Below are 17,937 nucleotides of genomic sequence, written 5' to 3' on the forward strand. Positions count from 1 at the left end.
CCCGCTATTCTGTTGCGATGCCTCAGGAACTGCGCCAGCTGGCCGGCGACCTCTCCCTGGCCGTGGTGCGCCTGACGCGTCACCTGCGGGGCCGCCGCACCAGTCAGGTCACGCTGACGCAGTTGTCGGCGTTGGCCACGCTCGGGCGGGAGGGCGCGATGACGCCGGGCACGCTCGCGGCGAAGGAACGCGTGCAGCCGCCGTCGATGACGCGGGTGGTCGCCTCGCTCGGCGAACTCGGCCTGGTCGAACGCATTCCGCACCCCACCGACGGCCGCCAGATCATCGTGTCCCTGTCCGATGCCGGACGTCAGGTCATCGAGGACGAGGTCAACGCGCGCGAGGCGTGGCTCACCGAGCAGCTGCGCGGACTCGACGCCGAGCAGCTCGCGGCGGTGCGGCGGACGGTCGACATCATGTCGGCCATCGTCAACGAGTCGGAGTAATATTTAGGGAGTGCAACTATCTCCTCGACTCCCGCGGCGACGCGGGTCGTCGGGGACTGCGGACCGCCCGTCGCTGTTCGACGCGTTGCACACCCGGAACTACCGCCTCTGGGCGTCGGGGCAGATCGTCTCGCTGATCGGGACGTGGATGCAGCGCATCGCGCAGGACTGGCTGGTCCTGACGCTCTCCGACGGCAACGCCGTCGCCGTCGGCATCGTCATGGCGTTGCAGTTCGGCCCCACCCTGGTGCTGTCCGTGTGGGGCGGGGTGCTCGCGGATCGGTACGACAAACGACGGCTGCTCATGGGCACCCAGGCCGCCGCGGCCGTGTTCGGGCTGGTGCTGGCCCTGCTCGACGTCGGCGGCGTCGTCGCACTCTGGCACGTCTACGTTCTCGCACTCCTGCTCGGCTGCTCGTCGGCCGTCGACGCCCCGGTGCGCCAGTCGTTCACCATCGAGATGGTCGGGCCGGAGCGGCTGCCCAACGCCATCGGGCTCAACTCGATGACCTTCAACCTGGCGCGCATCGTGGGCCCGGCCATCGCCGGCGTCGCCATCACCGCCGTCGGTACCGGGTGGGTGTTCCTGGCCAACGCCGTTTCGTTCGCCGCCGTGTTCGCCGGGCTGGCGGCCATGCGGACCGACGAGCTCTTCCGCGTCGAGCGTGCTCCGCGGCGATCCGGACAGGTCCGGGAGGGTTTTCGCTACGTCCTCGGTCGACGCGATCTGTGCGTGGTCCTCGCGACGGTGTCGGTGGTCTCCACGTTCGGCATCAACTTTCCGCTCGCGCTGTCGGTGATCACCCGCAACACCTTCGGCCGCGGCGCCGACGCCTACGGGCTGCTCTCGACGGTGCTGGCCGTCGGCACGCTGATCGGCGCCACCGTCGCCGCGCGGCGACGCGGCACGCCCGGGCTGAGGCTGTTCGTCACGTCCGCGATCGTGTTCGGGGTCTTCGAGACCGCGGCCGGTCTGGCCCCCGCGTTCTGGGCGGTGGCGGTGCTGCTGATCCCGGCCGGCCTGGTCCAGCTGACGTTCTCCACGGTGGCCATGAACATCCTGCAGGCCACCGTGCCGTCCGACATGCGCGGACGCGTCATGGGCATCTACATGCTGTGCTTCCTGGGCGGCACGCCGATCGGCAGTCCCATCCTGGGTTGGGCCGCGGACGTTCTGGACCCGCGCGCGCCGCTGGTCCTCGGCGGCCTCGTCTCCGTGGTGGGCGGCGTGGTCGCGGCCGTGGCCGTCGCGCGGGGAGTGGGGTCGGTGCGTCCGGAATCCGGCGCACCCGACCCTCAGAAGAACCAGCCGATCTCGGGCTGACGGGGAGTACCGAAGGTCAGGTCGAACTCGTGCAGCGCCCGTTCGCTGGTCGCCTGCACGCGGTTCGCGGCGGCGAACTGCCGCGCGCGGTGCGCCCCGAGATAGACGCTGCCCAGCACCGAGGACGACAGCGTCACGTCCGGTTCGCGGTCGGTGCGCACCACCTCGGCGTGACCGTCGCGCACGACCATCCGGAACACCCCGCCGGCGTGCAGGAACGGGTCCTCCACCGCCACGGTGAGGTCGGTGTCCAGCGCGTACGTCCGCGCGGACAGGGCCGCCGGCACGTCCATCAGACGGACCCAGAGGCCGTCCTTCACCGACTGCACCTGCGGCACCCGCCGATCGGTGAGCAGGGTCAGCAGCGGATCGCCGACCGGCAGGGTCACCTCGAACGTCTCCACCAGATCGATCCCGCACAGCACCTGCCACAACGCCGAGCGGGCCTCGTCGGTCACGGCCCGGAAGTCGACGATGCGCGCGTCCTGCGCGCCCGCCGTTCCCACCCGGTAGCCGCGTCGGAACGCCACGTAGCCGTCGGGATGGACCACGAAGAACAGCTTCGAGAACCCGCCGCGGGCGTTCTTGCGGTCGGCGAAGAAGCGCTGCCACCGGGTGGCGGGCATCGGTTGCGCGCCCGGCGTGCGCTGCTGCCAGCGGCGATGGATGTCCGGCAGCAGTTCGCGCGCCTGCTCGCTGGTCACCAGACGGGCGCCGACGGGCGGCGGGAGGTCGGGTCGGAACGCGGCGAACCGGCGGTCGATCGAGTACGTGACGCCCTGCGTCGCCGGGCCGTACCCGAACCGCTCGTAGATGGTGGCCTCGCTGGCGGTGAGCACCGACAGCGGCTTACCGGCCTGCTCGAACCGCTCGTGCTGTGCGGTGAACATCCGCCGGAGGATGCCGCGACGACGGTGGGTGGGGGCGACCGACACCCAGGACACGCCCGTCGCGGGCAGCGTGGTGCCGCCGGGGACGGTGACATCCATGGGGAAGTGCATGGTGACGCCCACCGGCAGGTCGCCGTCGCACGCCAGGAAGATCTCCGACGACGCGGTGAGCAGCTTGGTCTCCGCCATGTCCTCGCTGTTCTGGTGCTCGCCGAAGGCGTGCGCGTCGAGCAGCGCGATGGCGTCCCAGTCGTCCTCGGTGGCCAGCCGGATGGTGATCGCGTCGTCGGTAGTCATCGAGACGGAACACTATCGGGCGCGTGAGCCGGGCGGATCGTCCGGTGGGAGAATTACCCCCGTGGTCCACGTCGTCGACATCACCTCGCCCGCCGATCCCCGCCTCGACGATTTCCGGGATCTCAATTCCTCGGACCGGCGTCCGGATCTGCCCGGCGGCAAGGGCCTCGTCATCGCCGAGGGGGTGCTGGTGGTGCAGCGGCTCCTCGCGTCGCGCTTCGAGCCGATCTCGCTGCTCGGGGTGGACCGGCGACTGAACGAACTCGCGGAGGATCTGGACGGTGTCGACGTGCCGTTCTACCGCACCACCGCCGACGTCATGGCCGAGGCCGTCGGCTTCCATCTGAATCGGGGCGTGCTCGCCGCGGCCCATCGTCCGCCGCCGCTGGACCTCGCCGCCGTGCTCGACGGGGCGCGAACCGTGGCGGTGCTCGAGGGGGTCAACGACCACGAGAACCTCGGGTCGATGTTCCGGAACGCCGCCGGTCTCGGCGCCGACGCCGTGCTGTTCGGCGGTGCGACGGCGGATCCGTTGTACCGCAGGTCCGTTCGCGTCTCGATGGGTCACGTGCTGCGGGTGCCGTTCGCCAGTGTGCCGGATTGGCCGCGCGGTCTCGCGCAGGTGCGCGACGCCGGCTTCCAGTTGATCTCGCTGACGCCGAACCCGGAGGCCGTGCCGCTGGCGGAGGCGATGACGGGGGAGAAGGTGGCCCTGCTGCTCGGCGCGGAGGGCCCCGGTCTGACCGAACATGCCATGCGCGCCAGCGACATTCGCGCCCGCATTCCCATGGCGCCCGGAACGGATTCGCTCAACGTGGCGACCGCGGCGGCGATGGCGTTCTACGAACGCGTGCGGACCGGGTAGGTCACCCCACCAGGCGTCGGAACAGGCCGCGTTTGCGGGGCTGGTCGTCCGTCGCCGGCTGCGATCCCGACGACGCGGGCGTCTCGGTCGGGGCGGGCCGGGCGGACGGGTCACGCATCACGAAGTCGCACAACAACACCGACGTCGGGTCGACGTCCCCGTCCTGCGCGCCGCCGATCATGCGGACGCCGAGCCAGTGGGCGCCCGCCGCGTCGGCGAACTCCTGCGGATGGAACGGCAGCGCCTGCGGATCGGGGAAATCGCCGTCGAATCGCAGGGGGTGCTCACCGGACCAGAAGGGGCGCTCCCACGGCTGCGGCAGACCCTCGTCCTCGAAGATGTACGTCGGTCCCGCGCTGAAGGATCGACGCAGCGTGCCGTCGGTCCACTGCGCGAACCCACCCCAGGCGTGCTCGCGTTCGGACGCCAGCAGGTACACCGTGCGGGCGGGAGTGAGCGTGCGCCACCGGTCCGGCACCGTCGACGGCCGCACCGCGGCGGGTTCCGCCGCGCAGACCACGGTGACGCCGGGGAAGCAGCCGACCAGCACGCGATCGGGTTCGGAGGCGACGCCGAACGCCGTGAGCGGGGCCATGCCGACCAGGTCGGGTTCGAGCCCTGGATGCAGGCGTCGGGCGACGGCCGCCGCGGCGTCGTGACTGGACCGCACGCCCGGTCGCAGGACCGCACTCGGATCCACCGCATCGACGAACCACAACGCTGCTGTACCCACCCCCACCGGGCGCCCCTTCCTCGTCGTCCGGATGTCTCGGCGCGTCAGCGACCGTTGCTGCGGACTCCCAGCAACACATCTTCCCACGACGGCATCGACGGCTTGCCTCGTTTGTCCTTCGCGGCGGGGTGCGCGGGTGCGGGCTTGGGGCGCGGAGTGCGGTCGGAGGCGTCCTCGGCGGTGTCGTCCGCCGTGTCCGTGTCGGCCGGCTCGTCCTCGCTCGGGGCGGGGGCGGCTGCGGCGTCGAGCACGGCCGCGTCCTCCCGGTCGCTGTCGGAGTCGACGCCGTAGTAGTCGTCGAGGGTCTGCTGGGACGGCGCGTCCTGCACGGCCGCGACCGGGGCGAGGCCACGCAGCTGGCGACCGAAATCGGGGTCGATCAGCTCGGACGCGGCGTCGTCGAGCGGAGTCACGCTGCCGCCGTGCGCATCCGGCTGGAACCGCCAGTGCGCCGTGTTGGTGTGCCGGCCCGCCGGCCAGGTGAGCTGGGCGATCCAGTGACCGTCCTCGTCGCGCCAGGCGTCCCACTCGGCGGACTCCATGGTGTGGCCGCGGCCGCGGAAGGCCTGCGTCACGATCTCGAGGAGGGTCATCACCGCCGGACCGTCGGGTCGCACGGGGTGGCCGAGTTGCGCCAGTTCGGCGGCGCGGGACCGCTCGAGCAGCACGGGGTGGGCGTAGCGCTCGATCTTCGAGGCCGGCATGCCGGATTCCTTGGCCACCTGCTCGATGGAGGCGCCGGATCGGATACGCGCCTGGATCTCGCGCGGTCGCATGAGAGAGTCCATCTCGATCTCGATCTGTCCGAGTCGCGCGGCGTCACCGCGAGCGGCGGCACGCAACTTCTCGTCGGCCGGGAGACGGAACTTCTCGCCGGAGGGATCGGCGCACACGATGAACTTGCCGTCGGACGCCAGGCCGATCACGTGGATCTCTCGCACGATCACTCCTTCGGCTCGGGCCCTCGCACTGCACCTCCCCCCGACTGTAATGCACCACAGTGCGTCAGCCGGGGGGACACGCAGACCCGTCAGGACAGGTGCGAGACCACGTGATCGATGCAGGCCGTCAGGGCGCTGACGTCGTCGGGCTCCACCGCCGGGAACATGCCCACGCGCAGTTGGTTGCGCCCCAACTTGCGGTAGGGCTCGGTGTCGACGATGCCGTTGGCGCGCAACGTCTTCGCCACCGCGGCGGCGTCGACCTTCTCGTCGAAGTCGATGGTGCCGACCACCTGCGAGCGGTGCGCCGGATCGGTGACGAACGGCGTCGCGTACTCCGACTTCTCCGCCCAGTCGTACAGGCGCGAGGACGACTCGGCGGTGCGCTGCACGGCCCAGTCCAGGCCGCCCTTGCCGTTCAGCCACTCGATCTGGTCGGCGAAGAGCAGCAGCGTCGCGACCGCCGGGGTGTTGTAGGTCTGGTTCTTGGTGCTGTTGTCGATCGCGATGGGCAGCGACAGGAAGTCCGGCACCCAGCGTCCGTTGCCGGCGATCTCCTCGACCCGCTGCAGGGCGGCCGGGCTCATCAGCGCGACCCACAGGCCACCGTCGGCGGCGAAGTTCTTCTGCGGCGCGAAGTAGTAGACGTCCGAGTCCGCGACGTTCACGGGCAGACCGCCCGCACCCGACGTCGCGTCGATCGCGATCAGCGCGTTCTCCGATCCGGCCGGGCGCGAGACCGGAATGGCCACACCCGTGGACGTCTCGTTGTGGGCCCAACCGATCAGGTCGACCGACGGATCCGACGTCGGCTCGGGCGCACTGCCCGGCTCCGCCGACACCACGATCGGGTCACCGATGAACGGGTTGGCCTTGGCCACCGACGCGAACTTGCTGCTGAACTCGCCGTTGGTCAGGTGCAGCGACTTCTCGCGGATCAGGCCGAACGCCGCCGCGTCCCAGAACGCCGTCGTGCCGCCGTTGCCCAGCACCACCTCGTAGCCGTCGGGAAGGGCGAACAGCTCGCGCAGGCCGTCGCGCACGCGTCCCACCACGTCCTTGACCGGCTTCTGGCGGTGGCTGGTGCCGAACACCGACGCCCCCGCGTCGACGAGGGACTGCAGCTGCTCCGGGCGAACCTTCGACGGGCCGCACCCGAAGCGTCCGTCGCCGGGCTTGAGGTCGGCAGGAATGGTCAGGTTCTCGGCCATGTGTCGATGCGTCCTTATGGTCGTGGCGGTTCCGGCGCCCTCAGGGTAGTCGGTGCAGGTCCGGTGCCCCGGTGCGGTCCGCCCCGCCCCGCCCGAGCCCCACCCCTCCCGCCCGGCGCGCAGCGCACCTCACCCTGCGCATGTTGCAACAGGCGCGGATTCGGGTGCGCTGCGCAGCGACGATCCAACGGAACGGTGCGCAGCGCGCCACAGCCCACGCGGACCCCTACCGACGACGGGTGGTCGGCCTGCCCGCGGGCACGTCGAACAGCAGTCCGGTGAGTCGCCGCGCGAGGCGGCCGTCGCGAAGATCCGGCGTCCCCCAACGGACGACTCGCCAACCCTGAGCGCGCAACCGATCCTCACGGAGCTTCTCGCGGTGCACGACGTCGGCGGGTGACTCGTCGGGCCGGGCGAGGCGGCCGTACTTCGACTTGCCGTCGAACTCGCCCAGAACGCCGGCGTCGTCCCAGAGGAAGTCGGGGCGCACCTCGGTGCCGTCGTCGAGCACGAGCGTGACCTGGAGTTCGGGTTGCGGGATGCCGAAGTGTCGGAAGTAGACGCGACTGCGGGACTCGCCGACGCTTTCGCTGGCGGGACTCAGGAACCGTAGTGCCGCGCGCGCCGCCACTCGCCCGGAGCTGGTTCCGGTTCGGTCGAGCGCCTCGATCACGTCGTCGATCACGGTGAGCCCGCGGCGGAGGGCGGAATCCCCGACGCAGACCGCGTCCTCGAACGGAAGAACCCGGGCAAGATCGGCGACGGTGCGCGCCGCTGTCGTGGTGGCGCACCCGTCGACGACGCACACGTCCACGGGGTCGAGCCCCTCCGCGTGGACGTGTCGGGTGGCGGTGACGTGTCCGCCCGCGGCTCGCGTCGTTGCCAGATGCACCAGGGACGGTCTGCGCAGGAGTTGCATGCCATGCAGCAGGGCCGCGGACTGGTGGCCGGCAAAGACGTCCGACGTGCAGCACATCAGGTGTGCTCGCAACGTCAGGAGGTGCCGTCGATCCGAATCGAGGTGCCGGTAGTGGTCACCGGGCGCGTAGATGCCGCGGTGCACGCAGACCATGTCGCCGCTCTTGACGAGTTCTGCGATGTCGTGATCGGACAGTCCCTGTGCGGCAGCATGCGCCCGCCGCATCAGGTGCTCGCCACGGAAGTCGACATGAGCTCGACGGCTGCGTCCGGTCATGGTCGACACGGTGCTGCATCGACGACGTCTGCGGAGTCGTCCATCCACAGGGTCGGCTGTTGTGCACAGGGTCCGGCAGTTCCATGAGTCGATGGTGCGCAGCGCGCCCGGATCCGCGCACGTTGCAACATGCGCGGATCGAGGCGCGCTGCGCACCGGGCCCCGGGGCGCCCCACCACAACCGGGGAGCCGCTCGCCCTACGCGATGGTGGCCCACCCCTCCACGGACTCGGCGGAGCGGGGCTCGGGGCCGGTGTAGATCGCGGCGGGCCGCACCAACCGCCCCAGCCGCTTCTGTTCCAGAATGTGCGCGCACCAGCCGGCGGTCCGGCCGCAGGTGAACATGGCGGGCATCATGTGCGCGGGCACCTCGGCGAAATCGAGGATCACCGCGGCCCAGAACTCGACGTTGGTCTCGATGGCGCGGTCCGGGCGCCGCTCGCGCAGCTCGGCGAGGGCCGCCTGCTCCAGCGCGGCGGCCACCTCGAAGCGCGGGGCGTTCAGTCGCTGGGCGGTGGCACGCAGCACGCGGGCGCGGGGGTCCTCGGCGCGGTAGACCCGGTGCCCGAAGCCCATCAGCTTCTCCTTGCGGTCGAGGATGCCCTTGACCAGTCCGCGCGGGTCTTCGGTGCGCTCGACCTCCTCGATCATCGGCAGCACGCGGGCCGGGGCGCCGCCGTGGAGCGGTCCGGACATGGCGCCGATCGCACCGGACAGCGACGCGGCGACGTCGGCGCCCGTCGACGCGATCACGCGCGCGGTGAAGGTGGAGGCGTTGAGGCCGTGCTCGGCGGCGGACACCCAGTAGGCGTCGACGGCCTCGGTGTGGGCGGGGTCGGGATCGCCCTTCCACCGGGTCATGAAGCGCTCGGTGACGGTGGAGCACTGGTCGATGCGCGACTGCGGGACGGCGGGCTGGTGGATGCCGCGGGCGGACTGCGCGACGTAGGACAGGGCCATGACGGAGGCGCGGGCGAGGTTCTCGCGCGCGGTGTCGTCGTCGATGTCGAGCAGCGGCTCGTAGCCCCAGATGGGCGCCAGCATCGCGAGTCCGGCCTGGACGTCGACGCGGACGTCGCCGGTGTGGATGGGCAGCGGGAACGGCTCGGCGGGCGGCAGTCCGGGGCCGAAGCGACCGTCGACGAGCAGGGCCCACACGTTGCCGAACGTCACGCCGCGGGAGACGAGATCCTCGATGTCGACGCCGCGGTAGCGCAGCGCGCCACCGTCCTTGTCGGGCTCGGCGATGTCGGTGGTGAAGGCGACGACGCCTTCGAGTCCGGGGGAGAAGTTCTCGGGCACCGTCGGAGCCATCGCGAGACCTCGATTTCTGCGCGGGGGCCGTGGTGGTCGGCCCGTCGAATCGCACCATAGTGCTGCGCCGGCGATGTCCGACGCCGGGAGTACCTTCCGACGAGTGAACGAGAATTCCGAGCGCGTCGACCTCGCCGACATGCGCGTCGCGTACGGCGGCGACGCCGATGTCACCGAGGCGGATCTGGCCGACGGGTGGCTCGCACTCGCGCGGTCGTGGTTGCAGCAGGCGATCGACGCGCAGCTGCCGGAGCCGAACGCGATCGTGCTGGGCACGGTGGACGCGGAGGGACGGCCCGCCACACGGACGGTGCTGTGCAAGGAGATGCGTGACGACGGCATCGTCTTCTACACCAACCACACCTCGGAGAAGGGTGGTCACCTCGCGGGTCGTCCCGTCGCGTCGGCGACGTTCCCGTGGATCGGGATCCAGCGGCAGGTGACCGTGCGCGGGTCGGTGACGCGGGTGTCCGCGGAGGAGACGGCGGCCTACTGGGCGACGCGCCCCCGCGGTTCGCAACTGGGGGCGTGGGCGTCCGAGCAGTCCCGGCCTATCGCCTCGCGCGCGGATCTGGAACGGCAGCTCGACGAGGTGACGCGGCGGTTCGAGGGCGGCGACGTCCCGGTCCCCCCGCACTGGGGTGGATACCTGGTCGCAGCCGAGACGGTGGAGTTCTGGCAGGGGCGAAACAACCGGCTGCACAACCGGTTACGCGTCACGCCGCGCGACGGCGCCGTGGTCCGCCTGCAACCGTGAGTCGCGTACTCGCCGACACCACACCGCTGAGGAACCGGGACTTCCGGCGGCTGTGGGCGTCCGGTGTGGTCACCGTCATCGGCGCGCAGCTGTCGGTGGTCGCGGTGCCGCAGCAAATCTTCCAGATCACGTCGAGTTCCGCGTACGTGGGGCTGGCGGGCGCCTTCGCGCTGGTGCCCCTCGTCGTGTTCGGGCTGTGGGGCGGCGCGCTGGCCGACGTGATGGACCGCCGAACCCTCCTGGCCATCACCACGGTCGGGGTCGGCACCACGTCGTTCCTGCTGTGGCTGCAGGCGCACCTGGGGACCGACAACGTCTGGGTCGTCCTGATCCTCCTCGGCGTGCAGCAGGGCTTCTTCGCGGTCAATCAGCCCACGCGCAGCGCGATCATCCCGCGCCTGATCGACGCGAAGGACCTGCCCGCGGCCAACTCGCTGAACATGACCGTCTTCAACTTCGGGGCCATCGCGGGCCCGATGCTGGCGGGTGCACTCATTCCCGCGTTCGGCCTGCCGACGCTCTACCTGATCGACACGCTCGCGCTGGCCGTAACGCTGTGGGCGGTGCTGCGGCTGCCGCCCATCCCGCCCACCGGTGACGTCCGACGGGCGGGCCTGCGGGAGGTGATCGCCGGCTTCGCCTATCTGGCCACCCAGAAGGTGCTGTTGGCGTCGTTCGTCGTCGACATCGTCGCGATGGTCTTCGGTATGCCGCGCGCGCTGTTCCCGGAGGTGGCCACCGAGACGTTCGGCGATCCCGCGGAGGGTGGGCTGGTGCTCGGCCTGCTGTTCGCGTCGCTCTCGGCCGGGGCGGTGCTGGGCGGAGTGTTCTCGGGCTGGCTTCCGCGCGTCCGACGCCAGGGCGTCGCCGTGATCGCCTGCATCGTGGTGTGGGGCGTCGCGATGATCGGGTTCGGCGTGTCGATCGCGCTGGCCACGGTCGGGGAACGGGGCTGGGCGCTGTACGCGGCGCTGGGCTTCCTCGCCCTCGGCGGCGGGGCGGACATGATCTCCGCGGCGTTCCGTAGCGCGATGCTGCAGTCCGTCGCCACCGACGACATGCGCGGTCGGCTCCAAGGCGTCTTCATCGTGGTCGTCGCCGGCGGACCGCGGGTGGGCGACGTCCTGCACGGCGCGGCCGCGTTCCTGGTGGGAACGGCGGCCGCGGCGGCGGGCGGCGGCGTGCTGGTGATCGTGGGCGTGACGGTGGCGGCGTTCGCCATCCCGGCGTTCGTGAAGTACCGGGTGGGCGCGGCGGCCTGACTCGGAGGTCCGTCATGCAGCGGCCCGTCGATCAGAGGCCCGTCCGGCGGCACACCTCCTCCCAGGGCGTCGGGGCGAGCCCGAGCGTCGCCTGCGACCGGGTCGAGTCGATCTCGTAGTGCCGCGTGCGCTGGTAGGACAGCGCGTTCAGCTCCCGCATCATCGGGACGACGAGCCCGCCGGCCCGCGTGACGACGCGCGGGATCACGCGCACCGGCACCGGCGGGAGTCCGGCCGCCGCGAGGGCGTCGCCGATCGCGCGCCGCAACGTCACGGGCGGGTTGGTGGGGGCGTGCCACACCTGCCCCCAGGTCGACGGGGCGTCGACGGCGGCGATCAGGGCGCGGGCTTCGTCGAGGACGTCGGTGAAGGAGTGCGGCACGTCGGCGGCGTCGATCACCCATGCCGTCTTCCCGGCGCGGGCGGCGGGCAGGACCCGCGTCACGTGGCCGTTGGCGCCGACACCGGTGCCGACGTAGTCCGACGCGCGGACCTCGACGGCGCGGAGCGTCCCGGCCCGGTGCGCGTCGGCGAGCTCGGCCCACATCTGCGCGCGCAGAACGCCTTTGGCGTCGGTGGCGGCGTCCGGCATGCCCTCGCGCATGACGCCGTCGGGCACCGGGCCGTAGGGGTAGAGGCAGCCGGTGACGGTGAGGACGGCGCCGGTGCGCTCGGCGACCGTCCGGAGCGACCGGGCGATCGGCGGCCAGACCGTCTGCCACTGCGTGTAGTCGGCGGGGTTGACGCAGTTGTACAGGGCGACGGCGCCGTCGGTGAGGGCGGTGAGGCCGTCGGTGTCGGCGGCGTCGAGGGCCGTGGCGGTGGCGCCGGGGACGCCGACTCCGCGGCGGCTGACGAGGACCACCTCGGATCCGCGCGCGACGAGCAGGCGGGCGAGGTGGGTGCCGACGGGACCGGCCCCGATGACGACGTGACGATCGGACATGGCGAGCTCCTGTTTTGGGAAAGGAGAGCAGTGCTCTCGCACACCACAATGAGAGCACCGCTCTCGAATGTCAAGAGCAGTGCTCTCGGTTAGGGTCGACCCATGACCACGGCACGGGAGAAGGCCCGCGACGAGCTGACCGCCGAGATCCTGGCGTCGGCCCGTCGCCAGCTGGCCGAGGTGGGCCCGGCGGCACTCTCGCTGCGGGCGGTGGCGCGGGACATCGGCAAGGTCTCGTCGGCGGTCTATCGCTACGTGGCGAGCCGCGACGACCTGCTCACGGCGTTGATCGTCCAGTGCTACGACGAGCTGGGTGCCGCCGTCGAAGCCGCGGACCGCCCGGAGGAATCCCCCCGGACGCGGTGGCAAGCGGCCTGCGCGGCGATCCGGGACTGGTCGGCCGCGCACCCGCACGAGTACGCCCTGCTCTACGGCTCACCCGTCCCCGGCTACGTCGCCCCGCGGGACACCGTCGGCCCGGCGACGCGGCCCACCGCGGTGCTGGTGCGCATCGTCGTGGCGGACCGGCTGACTCGGTCCCGGGCCGCGGAGGGCCGGCGCACCGCGCTGTACGAGCCCGTGCGGGCGTTCGTCCGCGACACCGTCGGCGACGCGGGCGCGGCGGTCCTGGACGACGACCTCGTCGAGCGCACGCTGAGCGCCTGGATCACGGTGTTCGGCGCCGTCTCGTTCGAGCGGTTCGGCCACCTGGTGGGTGTCACGGCGGACACCGACCGCTACCTCGACCGGGTCGTCGAGGACCTCGCGGATCGGCTGGACCTGGGCCGCGGATGATCGGCGGTGCGAGGGGTCAGTGCGTCATCTGCCACACGGTGAGCGCCGCGAGCGCGCCGGCGCCGTTGAGCGCCCAGTGCAGACCGATGGGCGCGAGCACGCTGCGTCCACGATGGCGCAGCCAGGTGAACACGAAGCCGGCGACGGTGGTGCCGGCGACGGCGCCGCAGACCCCGACGATCTGACCGAAGAGCCCGGTGCCGAGGACGGCGGAGAACCCGTCGTTGCCCACCGTCAGACCGAGCGACGACGCGACGTGCCAGAGTCCGAACAGCAGGGAACCGATGATCGCCACACCGCGAAAACCGAAGCGGCGGGACAGTTTCGCGTGCAGGACGCCGCGAAAGGCGAGTTCCTCGGGAATCACGGTCTGCAGGGGGATGATGACCAGCGCGGCCACCAGGGTGGCACCGACGTTGACGCCGTAGCGCTCGTTGAGGAAGGCGCTCTGCGTGAGGGGTATCGACGCGGCGATCGCGACGACGGCCAGCGTCACGGCGGCGGCCGCGGCGCCGTGGCGGGCACCGCGACCGAGGTTGCTCAGTCCGAGGTCGGCCCACTGGACGCCGCGGGCGCGGGCGAACGCGACGAGCAACAGCGCACCCACCGGCACGGCCGCGACGGCGACGGGGGTGGGAGCGAAGTGGGCGGTGAGGTTGAAGACGACCAGCGCGGCCACGACGACGACGATGTCGACGACGGTGCGGTCGAACCACCGCGGACGCACGGCCGGGGACTCGACCGGAACGGAAGCGGGAAGAGCAGTGGACACCACGTCGACTGTAGCGATCGCGGTAGCGTGCTGCCATGGCACCGGAGGACGCGACCACTGCGTTGGCCCACGGCGAGTACCGCGCCGACGTCGCGCGGCGGGGAGCGGGGTTGCGCCTGCTCGAGCGGTCGGGGCGGGCGTTGACGGAGACCTGGCCCGCGGGGGAGAAGCCGCCGCTCTCGGCCGGTCTGGTCCTCGCGCCGTGGCCCAACCGCACGCGTGACGGCGAGTTCGTCTTCGGCGGCGCGACGCACCGCCTCGAGATCACCGAGCCGGCCCGGAACAACGCCAGTCACGGTCTGGTCCGCCGCCGGGACTGGGACGTCGTCGAGCGCACCGCGTCGTCCGTCACGCATGCCATCGAGGTGGGCGGTGAGCCGGGCTGGCCGTTCCCGCTGCGCCTGACGGTCCGTCACGCTCTCGCCGACGACGGGCTGACCGTCACGCACACCGCGACCAACCTCGGCGACACCGAGGCGCCGTTCGGCCTCGGCGTCCACGCCTTCGCGCGGGCCGGGGACGCGCCGCTCGACGAGTGCACGCTGCAGCTGTCGGCGGGCGTGCGTCTGCCGCTCGATCCGGACCGCAACCTGCCGGCGGGCGGTCCGGTCCCCGTGACGGGCACCGACGCCGACTTCGCCGCGCCGCGCGCGCTCGCGGGGGTGTGGCTCGACACCCCGTTCAGCGCGCTCGTTCCCGACGCCGACGGCCGGTCGCGCCAGTACCTCACGCCGCCCGACGGTCCGGCCACCGTCGTGTGGACCGACGCGCGGTTCCCGTGGGTGCAGGTGTTCACGGCCGACCCGGCGCACGATCAGGCGTATCCGGATCGCGGCCGGGCGCTGGCGATCGAGCCCATGACGTGCCCGCCCGACGCCCTGAACTCGCGGATCGACCTCGTCGTCCTCGCGCCGGGGGAGACGTGGACGGGCACGTGGGGGCTCGCCGTCGCCACCGACGCGGTCGGGAGCGCCTCGTGACGATCCTGGTGTGCGGCGAGGCCCTGGTCGACCTCGTGCCGCAGGACGGCGGGCCGACGCTCGCGCCGCGGCTCGGCGGCGGACCGTTCAACGTCGCGGTCGCCCTCGGCCGCCTCGGATCCGACGTGCAGTTCCTCTCGCGCATCTCCACCGACCCGTTCGGGCGGGACCTCGTCGCCTGGCTCGAGGCGTCGCACGTCGGTCTCGACGTCCTCCAGCGCGGACCGGAACTCACGACGCTGGCACTGACCACCCTGGCCGCCGACGGCTCGGCCGAGTACTCGTTCTACGCGGAGGGCACGGCGGATCGACTCGTCGAGGATCCCGCGACGATTCCGGAGTCGGTGACCGCGGCGTCGTTCGGGACGTTGTCCCTGCTCTACGAGCCCGGCGCGTCGGTCTACGCCGCGCTGCTCGCCCGCCTGCACGACGACGGCGTCGTGACCATGCTCGATCCCAACATCCGGCCGGCCGCGATGACCGACGGCGACGGGTACCGGTTGCGGTTCCGCGGGTGGTTGCCGTCGGTGGACGTGCTCAAGGTGTCGGTGGAGGACGCGGCGTGGCTCGCGGAGGGCCCGTCCGGCACGACGCCGGCGGACTGGCTGGCGGCGGGGGTCACCGCCGTGGTGGTCACCCGCGGCGGCGACGGCATCACCGTGGTGACCGCGCGCGGCGAGGTGTCGGTGGCGGGGGTGGCCGTGGAGGTCGCCGACACCATCGGCGCCGGCGACACGGTGCACGGGGCGTTCCTGCACCACCTCACCGCGCTCGGCGTCGACGGTCCGGATGCGCTGCGCGCGCTGGACGACGACGCGTGGCGACGGGCCGCGGAGTTCGCCGTCCGGGCCGCCGCGATCACCGTTTCGCGGCCGGGGGCGGACCCTCCGTGGGCGTCCGAGGTCACCGACGGCTAGGTTTTATCTCCGACACCACAAGTTCCGTTACCACCGAGCTCGAGAGGGACCCTTCGTGCCCGCTGAGAATGCCGACAACGCCGCCACCGCCAAGCTGATCTACCCCGGTGGCGAACACGAGATGACCATCGCGCGAGCCACCGAAGGCAACGACGGTATCGAGCTGGGCAAGCTGCTCGCGAACACGGGATACACGACGTTGGACGGCGGGTTCGTCAACACCGCGTCCACCAAGTCGGCGATCACCTACATCGACGGGGCCGAGGGCATCCTGCGCTACCGCGGATACCCCATCGAGCAGCTGGCGGAGAAGTCCTCGTTCATCGAGGTCAGTTACCTGCTGATCTACGGCGAGCTCCCCACCACCGAGCAGCTGGACGCGTTCACCGACCGCATCCGTCGGCACACGCTGCTGCACGAGGACCTCAAGCGGTTCTTCGACGGCTTCCCGCGCAACGCGCACCCGATGCCCGTGGTGTCCTCGGCGGTCAACGCTCTGTCCGCGTACTACCAGGATTCGTTGGACCCGGACGACCCCGAGCAGGTCGAGCTCTCGACGATCCGCCTGCTGGCCAAGCTGCCGACCATCGCGGCGTACGCGTACAAGAAGTCGGTGGGCCAGCCGTTCCTGTACCCGGACAACTCGAAGAGCTACGTCGAGAACTTCCTGCGCATGACGTTCGGCTTCCCGGCCGAGCCGTACGAGGCCGACCCCGAGCTGGTCAAGGCCCTCGACATGCTGCTGATCCTGCACGCCGACCACGAGCAGAACTGTTCGACGTCGACGGTGCGCCTGGTGGGGTCCTCGGACGCCAACCTGTTCACGTCCATCTCGGGCGGCATCAACGCGCTGTGGGGTCCGCTGCACGGCGGCGCCAACCAGGCCGTGCTCGAGATGCTCTACCGCATCCAGGGCGAGGGCGGCGACAGCGCCGACTTCCTCAAGCGGGTCAAGAACAAGGAGGACGGTGTCAAGCTCATGGGCTTCGGGCACCGCGTCTACAAGAACTACGACCCGCGTGCGGCCATCGTCCGCAAGACCGCGCACTCGATCCTCGAGAAGCTCGGCACGGGCGACGAACTGCTCGAGATCGCGATGAAGCTCGAGGAGGTCGCGCTGAACGACGACTACTTCGTCGAGCGCAAGCTGTACCCGAACGTCGACTTCTACACCGGCCTCATCTACCGGGCCATGGGCTTCCCGGAGCGCATGTTCACGGTGCTGTTCGCGCTCGGTCGCCTGCCCGGCTGGATCGCGCATTGGCAGGAGATGCACCAGGATCCGAACGGCAAGATCGGCCGTCCGCGTCAGATCTACACCGGCTACACCGAGCGTGCCTACGAGGGCATCGACGGGCGTAGCTGACACCACGCACGAACGACGACGGGGGCACCGGCTTCGGCCGGTGCCCCCGTTGTCGTGTGCGGTGGGTCAGAAGACGCGGTTCGCCAGGACCGGGAGGGTCCGACGCACGCTGTCGAGCTCGGTGACATCGAGGTCGAGGGTCAACTCGCCCGGCGCGTCGCCGAGGCTGTCGAGGACGTCCCCGGTGGGGGAGACCACCATCGAATGCCCGATCCCGACGGGGGCGGTCCCGCTGATCTCGATGCCCGACGCCGCGGGGTCGGCCTGGCCGCAGGCGGCGACGAACGTCGTCGAGTCCAGCGCGCGGGCGCGGGCGAGCAACGTCCACTGGTCGACCTTGCCTGGCCCGCGTCCCCACGACGCCGGGACGACGATCAGCTGCGCGCCGCGGTCGGCGAGCGTCTGGAAGAGGCCCGGGAAGCGGATGTCGTAGCACGTCGCGAATCCGACGCCGACGCCGTCGACGTCGACCACCACGGGGTCCGATCCCGGTGCGACGGTGTCGGATTCGGCGAATCCGAAGGCGTCGAAGAGATGGATCTTGTCGTACGACGCCTCGACGCCGCCGCCGGTGATCAGCAGGGTGTTGCGCACCCGCTCGGCGGCACCCGACTCACCGGAACCACCGGCGGCGGGGGTGAACATGCCCGCCACCACGGTGATGCCGGCGTCGTCGGCCATGGCGCGCACCGCGCTCGCCCACGGGCCGTCGAGGGGTTCGGCGACGTCGACGACGGACCCGCCGAAGCGACGCATGGTGGCCTCGGGGAGCACGCAGAGTCGGGCGCCGGCGTCGGCCGCGCTGCGGACCGCGTCGCGCACGATGTCGAGGTTCTCCTGCGGGTCACGCGAGGTGGTGACCTGGGCGAGGCGGATCTTCATGGAACACTCCTGACTCGAGCGAGGACGATCGGTGACCGATCGCC

General features: G+C 71.4%; 18 protein-coding genes. 9 read left to right on the forward strand and 9 right to left on the reverse strand.

Going from position 1 to position 17,937, the window contains the following annotated elements; genetic code table 11:
- Window positions 1–17 precede the first annotated feature (17 nt).
- Together HQ603_RS01290 and HQ603_RS01295 are read left to right on the forward strand one after the other, a co-directional pair.
- Window positions 18–446 carry a MarR family winged helix-turn-helix transcriptional regulator gene (locus HQ603_RS01290; RefSeq protein ID WP_222682579.1) on the forward strand — a complete coding sequence of 143 codons (429 nt, stop codon included), beginning with the start codon at window positions 18–20 and terminating at the stop codon, window positions 444–446.
- Between the two features lie 73 nt (window positions 447–519).
- Window positions 520–1,770 carry an MFS transporter gene (locus HQ603_RS01295; RefSeq protein WP_222683163.1) on the forward strand — a complete coding sequence of 417 codons (1,251 nt, stop codon included), beginning with the start codon at window positions 520–522 and terminating at the stop codon, window positions 1,768–1,770.
- Here the strand turns inward: HQ603_RS01295 and HQ603_RS01300 are convergent.
- Window positions 1,743–2,957: a GNAT family N-acetyltransferase gene (locus HQ603_RS01300; protein ID WP_222682580.1), complete on the reverse strand. Its 1,215-nt coding sequence runs from the start codon at window positions 2,955–2,957 to the stop codon at window positions 1,743–1,745. The two genes, HQ603_RS01295 and HQ603_RS01300, sit on opposite strands and share 28 nt — an antisense overlap.
- 61 nt (window positions 2,958–3,018) lie before the next feature.
- Here HQ603_RS01300 and HQ603_RS01305 point away from each other — a divergent pair, with 61 nt between their 5' ends.
- Window positions 3,019–3,822 (forward strand): TrmH family RNA methyltransferase, encoded by an 804-nt coding sequence (locus HQ603_RS01305; protein ID WP_222682581.1) that lies wholly within the window; start codon window positions 3,019–3,021, stop codon window positions 3,820–3,822.
- Between the two features lies 1 nt (window position 3,823).
- Here the strand turns inward: HQ603_RS01305 and HQ603_RS01310 are convergent, their stop codons facing one another.
- From HQ603_RS01310 to HQ603_RS01330, 5 genes are all read right to left on the reverse strand, one after another.
- Entirely contained in the window at window positions 3,824–4,561 is a 738-nt protein-coding gene (locus tag HQ603_RS01310) for a DUF6928 family protein (RefSeq protein ID WP_222682582.1), read from the reverse strand.
- A gap of 38 nt (window positions 4,562–4,599) precedes the next feature.
- On the reverse strand, window positions 4,600–5,496 hold the full coding sequence (sepH, locus tag HQ603_RS01315) for a septation protein SepH (protein ID WP_222682583.1): 897 nt from the start codon (window positions 5,494–5,496) through the stop codon (window positions 4,600–4,602).
- 89 nt (window positions 5,497–5,585) lie between these two features.
- Window positions 5,586–6,707, reverse strand: coding sequence for a phosphoserine transaminase (gene serC, locus HQ603_RS01320; protein WP_222682584.1), 1,122 nt, complete (start codon window positions 6,705–6,707; stop codon window positions 5,586–5,588).
- Between the two features lie 226 nt (window positions 6,708–6,933).
- Window positions 6,934–7,902 carry a type IV toxin-antitoxin system AbiEi family antitoxin domain-containing protein gene (locus HQ603_RS01325; protein ID WP_222682585.1) on the reverse strand — a complete coding sequence of 323 codons (969 nt, stop codon included), beginning with the start codon at window positions 7,900–7,902 and terminating at the stop codon, window positions 6,934–6,936.
- A 198-nt stretch (window positions 7,903–8,100) separates the two neighbouring features.
- Window positions 8,101–9,216 carry a citrate synthase 2 gene (locus HQ603_RS01330; protein ID WP_222682586.1) on the reverse strand — a complete coding sequence of 372 codons (1,116 nt, stop codon included), beginning with the start codon at window positions 9,214–9,216 and terminating at the stop codon, window positions 8,101–8,103.
- Window positions 9,217–9,355: 139 nt separating this feature from the next.
- Between HQ603_RS01330 and pdxH the strand changes: the two genes are divergently transcribed.
- Both pdxH and HQ603_RS01340 read left to right on the forward strand, forming a co-directional pair.
- Window positions 9,356–9,973 carry a pyridoxamine 5'-phosphate oxidase gene (gene pdxH / locus HQ603_RS01335; protein WP_222683165.1) on the forward strand — a complete coding sequence of 206 codons (618 nt, stop codon included), beginning with the start codon at window positions 9,356–9,358 and terminating at the stop codon, window positions 9,971–9,973.
- A complete protein-coding gene (locus tag HQ603_RS01340) occupies window positions 9,970–11,235 on the forward strand; it encodes an MFS transporter (RefSeq protein WP_222682587.1) in 1,266 nt (421 codons plus the stop codon). Before pdxH ends, HQ603_RS01340 begins: the two co-directional genes overlap by 4 nt.
- Window positions 11,236–11,266: 31 nt before the next feature.
- On the opposite strand, the gene HQ603_RS01345 is transcribed toward HQ603_RS01340, so the two are convergent.
- Complete coding sequence (locus HQ603_RS01345) at window positions 11,267–12,181, reverse strand: NAD-dependent epimerase/dehydratase family protein (RefSeq protein ID WP_222682588.1); 915 nt, start codon at window positions 12,179–12,181, stop codon at window positions 11,267–11,269.
- A 102-nt stretch (window positions 12,182–12,283) separates the two neighbouring features.
- Between HQ603_RS01345 and HQ603_RS01350 the strand changes: the two genes are divergently transcribed.
- The gene (locus tag HQ603_RS01350) at window positions 12,284–12,976 is read left to right on the forward strand and encodes a TetR/AcrR family transcriptional regulator (protein WP_222682589.1); all 693 of its coding nucleotides are present in this window, start codon (window positions 12,284–12,286) and stop codon (window positions 12,974–12,976) included.
- Window positions 12,977–12,992: 16 nt separating this feature from the next.
- Here HQ603_RS01350 and HQ603_RS01355 read toward each other — a convergent pair whose 3' ends face one another.
- Window positions 12,993–13,751 carry a CPBP family intramembrane glutamic endopeptidase gene (locus HQ603_RS01355; protein ID WP_371830949.1) on the reverse strand — a complete coding sequence of 253 codons (759 nt, stop codon included), beginning with the start codon at window positions 13,749–13,751 and terminating at the stop codon, window positions 12,993–12,995.
- 32 nt (window positions 13,752–13,783) lie between these two features.
- On the opposite strand from HQ603_RS01355, the gene HQ603_RS01360 reads away from it, so the two are divergent.
- Genes HQ603_RS01360 through HQ603_RS01370 form a run of 3 tightly spaced genes read left to right on the forward strand, consistent with a single transcriptional unit; the run spans window position 13,784 to window position 17,011 of the window.
- Window positions 13,784–14,728 (forward strand): aldose 1-epimerase family protein, encoded by a 945-nt coding sequence (locus tag HQ603_RS01360; RefSeq protein ID WP_222682590.1) that lies wholly within the window; start codon window positions 13,784–13,786, stop codon window positions 14,726–14,728.
- Entirely contained in the window at window positions 14,725–15,645 is a 921-nt protein-coding gene (locus tag HQ603_RS01365; RefSeq protein WP_222682591.1) for a carbohydrate kinase family protein, read from the forward strand. Before HQ603_RS01360 ends, HQ603_RS01365 begins: the two co-directional genes overlap by 4 nt.
- 55 nt (window positions 15,646–15,700) lie before the next feature.
- On the forward strand, window positions 15,701–17,011 hold the full coding sequence (locus HQ603_RS01370) for a citrate synthase (protein WP_222682592.1): 1,311 nt from the start codon (window positions 15,701–15,703) through the stop codon (window positions 17,009–17,011).
- A gap of 66 nt (window positions 17,012–17,077) precedes the next feature.
- Here HQ603_RS01370 and HQ603_RS01375 read toward each other — a convergent pair whose 3' ends face one another.
- Complete coding sequence (locus HQ603_RS01375) at window positions 17,078–17,893, reverse strand: carbon-nitrogen hydrolase family protein (protein WP_222682593.1); 816 nt, start codon at window positions 17,891–17,893, stop codon at window positions 17,078–17,080.
- Window positions 17,894–17,937: the final 44 nt, after the last annotated feature.

The organism is Rhodococcoides corynebacterioides (assembly GCF_019834675.1).
GTDB classification, from domain to species: Bacteria; Actinomycetota; Actinomycetes; order Mycobacteriales; family Mycobacteriaceae; genus Rhodococcoides; species Rhodococcoides corynebacterioides_A.

Bases quoted from the DNA above. Each gene is read 5' to 3' on its own strand.
- HQ603_RS01290 (WP_222682579.1), top strand. From the start codon at position 18: ATGCCTCAGGAACTGCGCCAGCTGGCCGGCGACCTCTCCCTGGCCGTG.
- HQ603_RS01300 (WP_222682580.1), bottom strand. From the start codon at position 2,957: ATGACTACCGACGACGCGATCACCATCCGGCTGGCCACCGAGGACGAC.
- serC (WP_222682584.1), bottom strand. From the start codon at position 6,707: ATGGCCGAGAACCTGACCATTCCTGCCGACCTCAAGCCCGGCGACGGA.
- HQ603_RS01325 (WP_222682585.1), bottom strand. From the start codon at position 7,902: ATGACCGGACGCAGCCGTCGAGCTCATGTCGACTTCCGTGGCGAGCAC.
- HQ603_RS01330 (WP_222682586.1), bottom strand. From the start codon at position 9,216: ATGGCTCCGACGGTGCCCGAGAACTTCTCCCCCGGACTCGAAGGCGTC.
- pdxH (WP_222683165.1), top strand. From the start codon at position 9,356: ATGCGCGTCGCGTACGGCGGCGACGCCGATGTCACCGAGGCGGATCTG.
- HQ603_RS01345 (WP_222682588.1), bottom strand. From the start codon at position 12,181: ATGTCCGATCGTCACGTCGTCATCGGGGCCGGTCCCGTCGGCACCCAC.
- HQ603_RS01350 (WP_222682589.1), top strand. From the start codon at position 12,284: ATGACCACGGCACGGGAGAAGGCCCGCGACGAGCTGACCGCCGAGATC.
- HQ603_RS01360 (WP_222682590.1), top strand. From the start codon at position 13,784: ATGGCACCGGAGGACGCGACCACTGCGTTGGCCCACGGCGAGTACCGC.
- HQ603_RS01375 (WP_222682593.1), bottom strand. From the start codon at position 17,893: ATGAAGATCCGCCTCGCCCAGGTCACCACCTCGCGTGACCCGCAGGAG.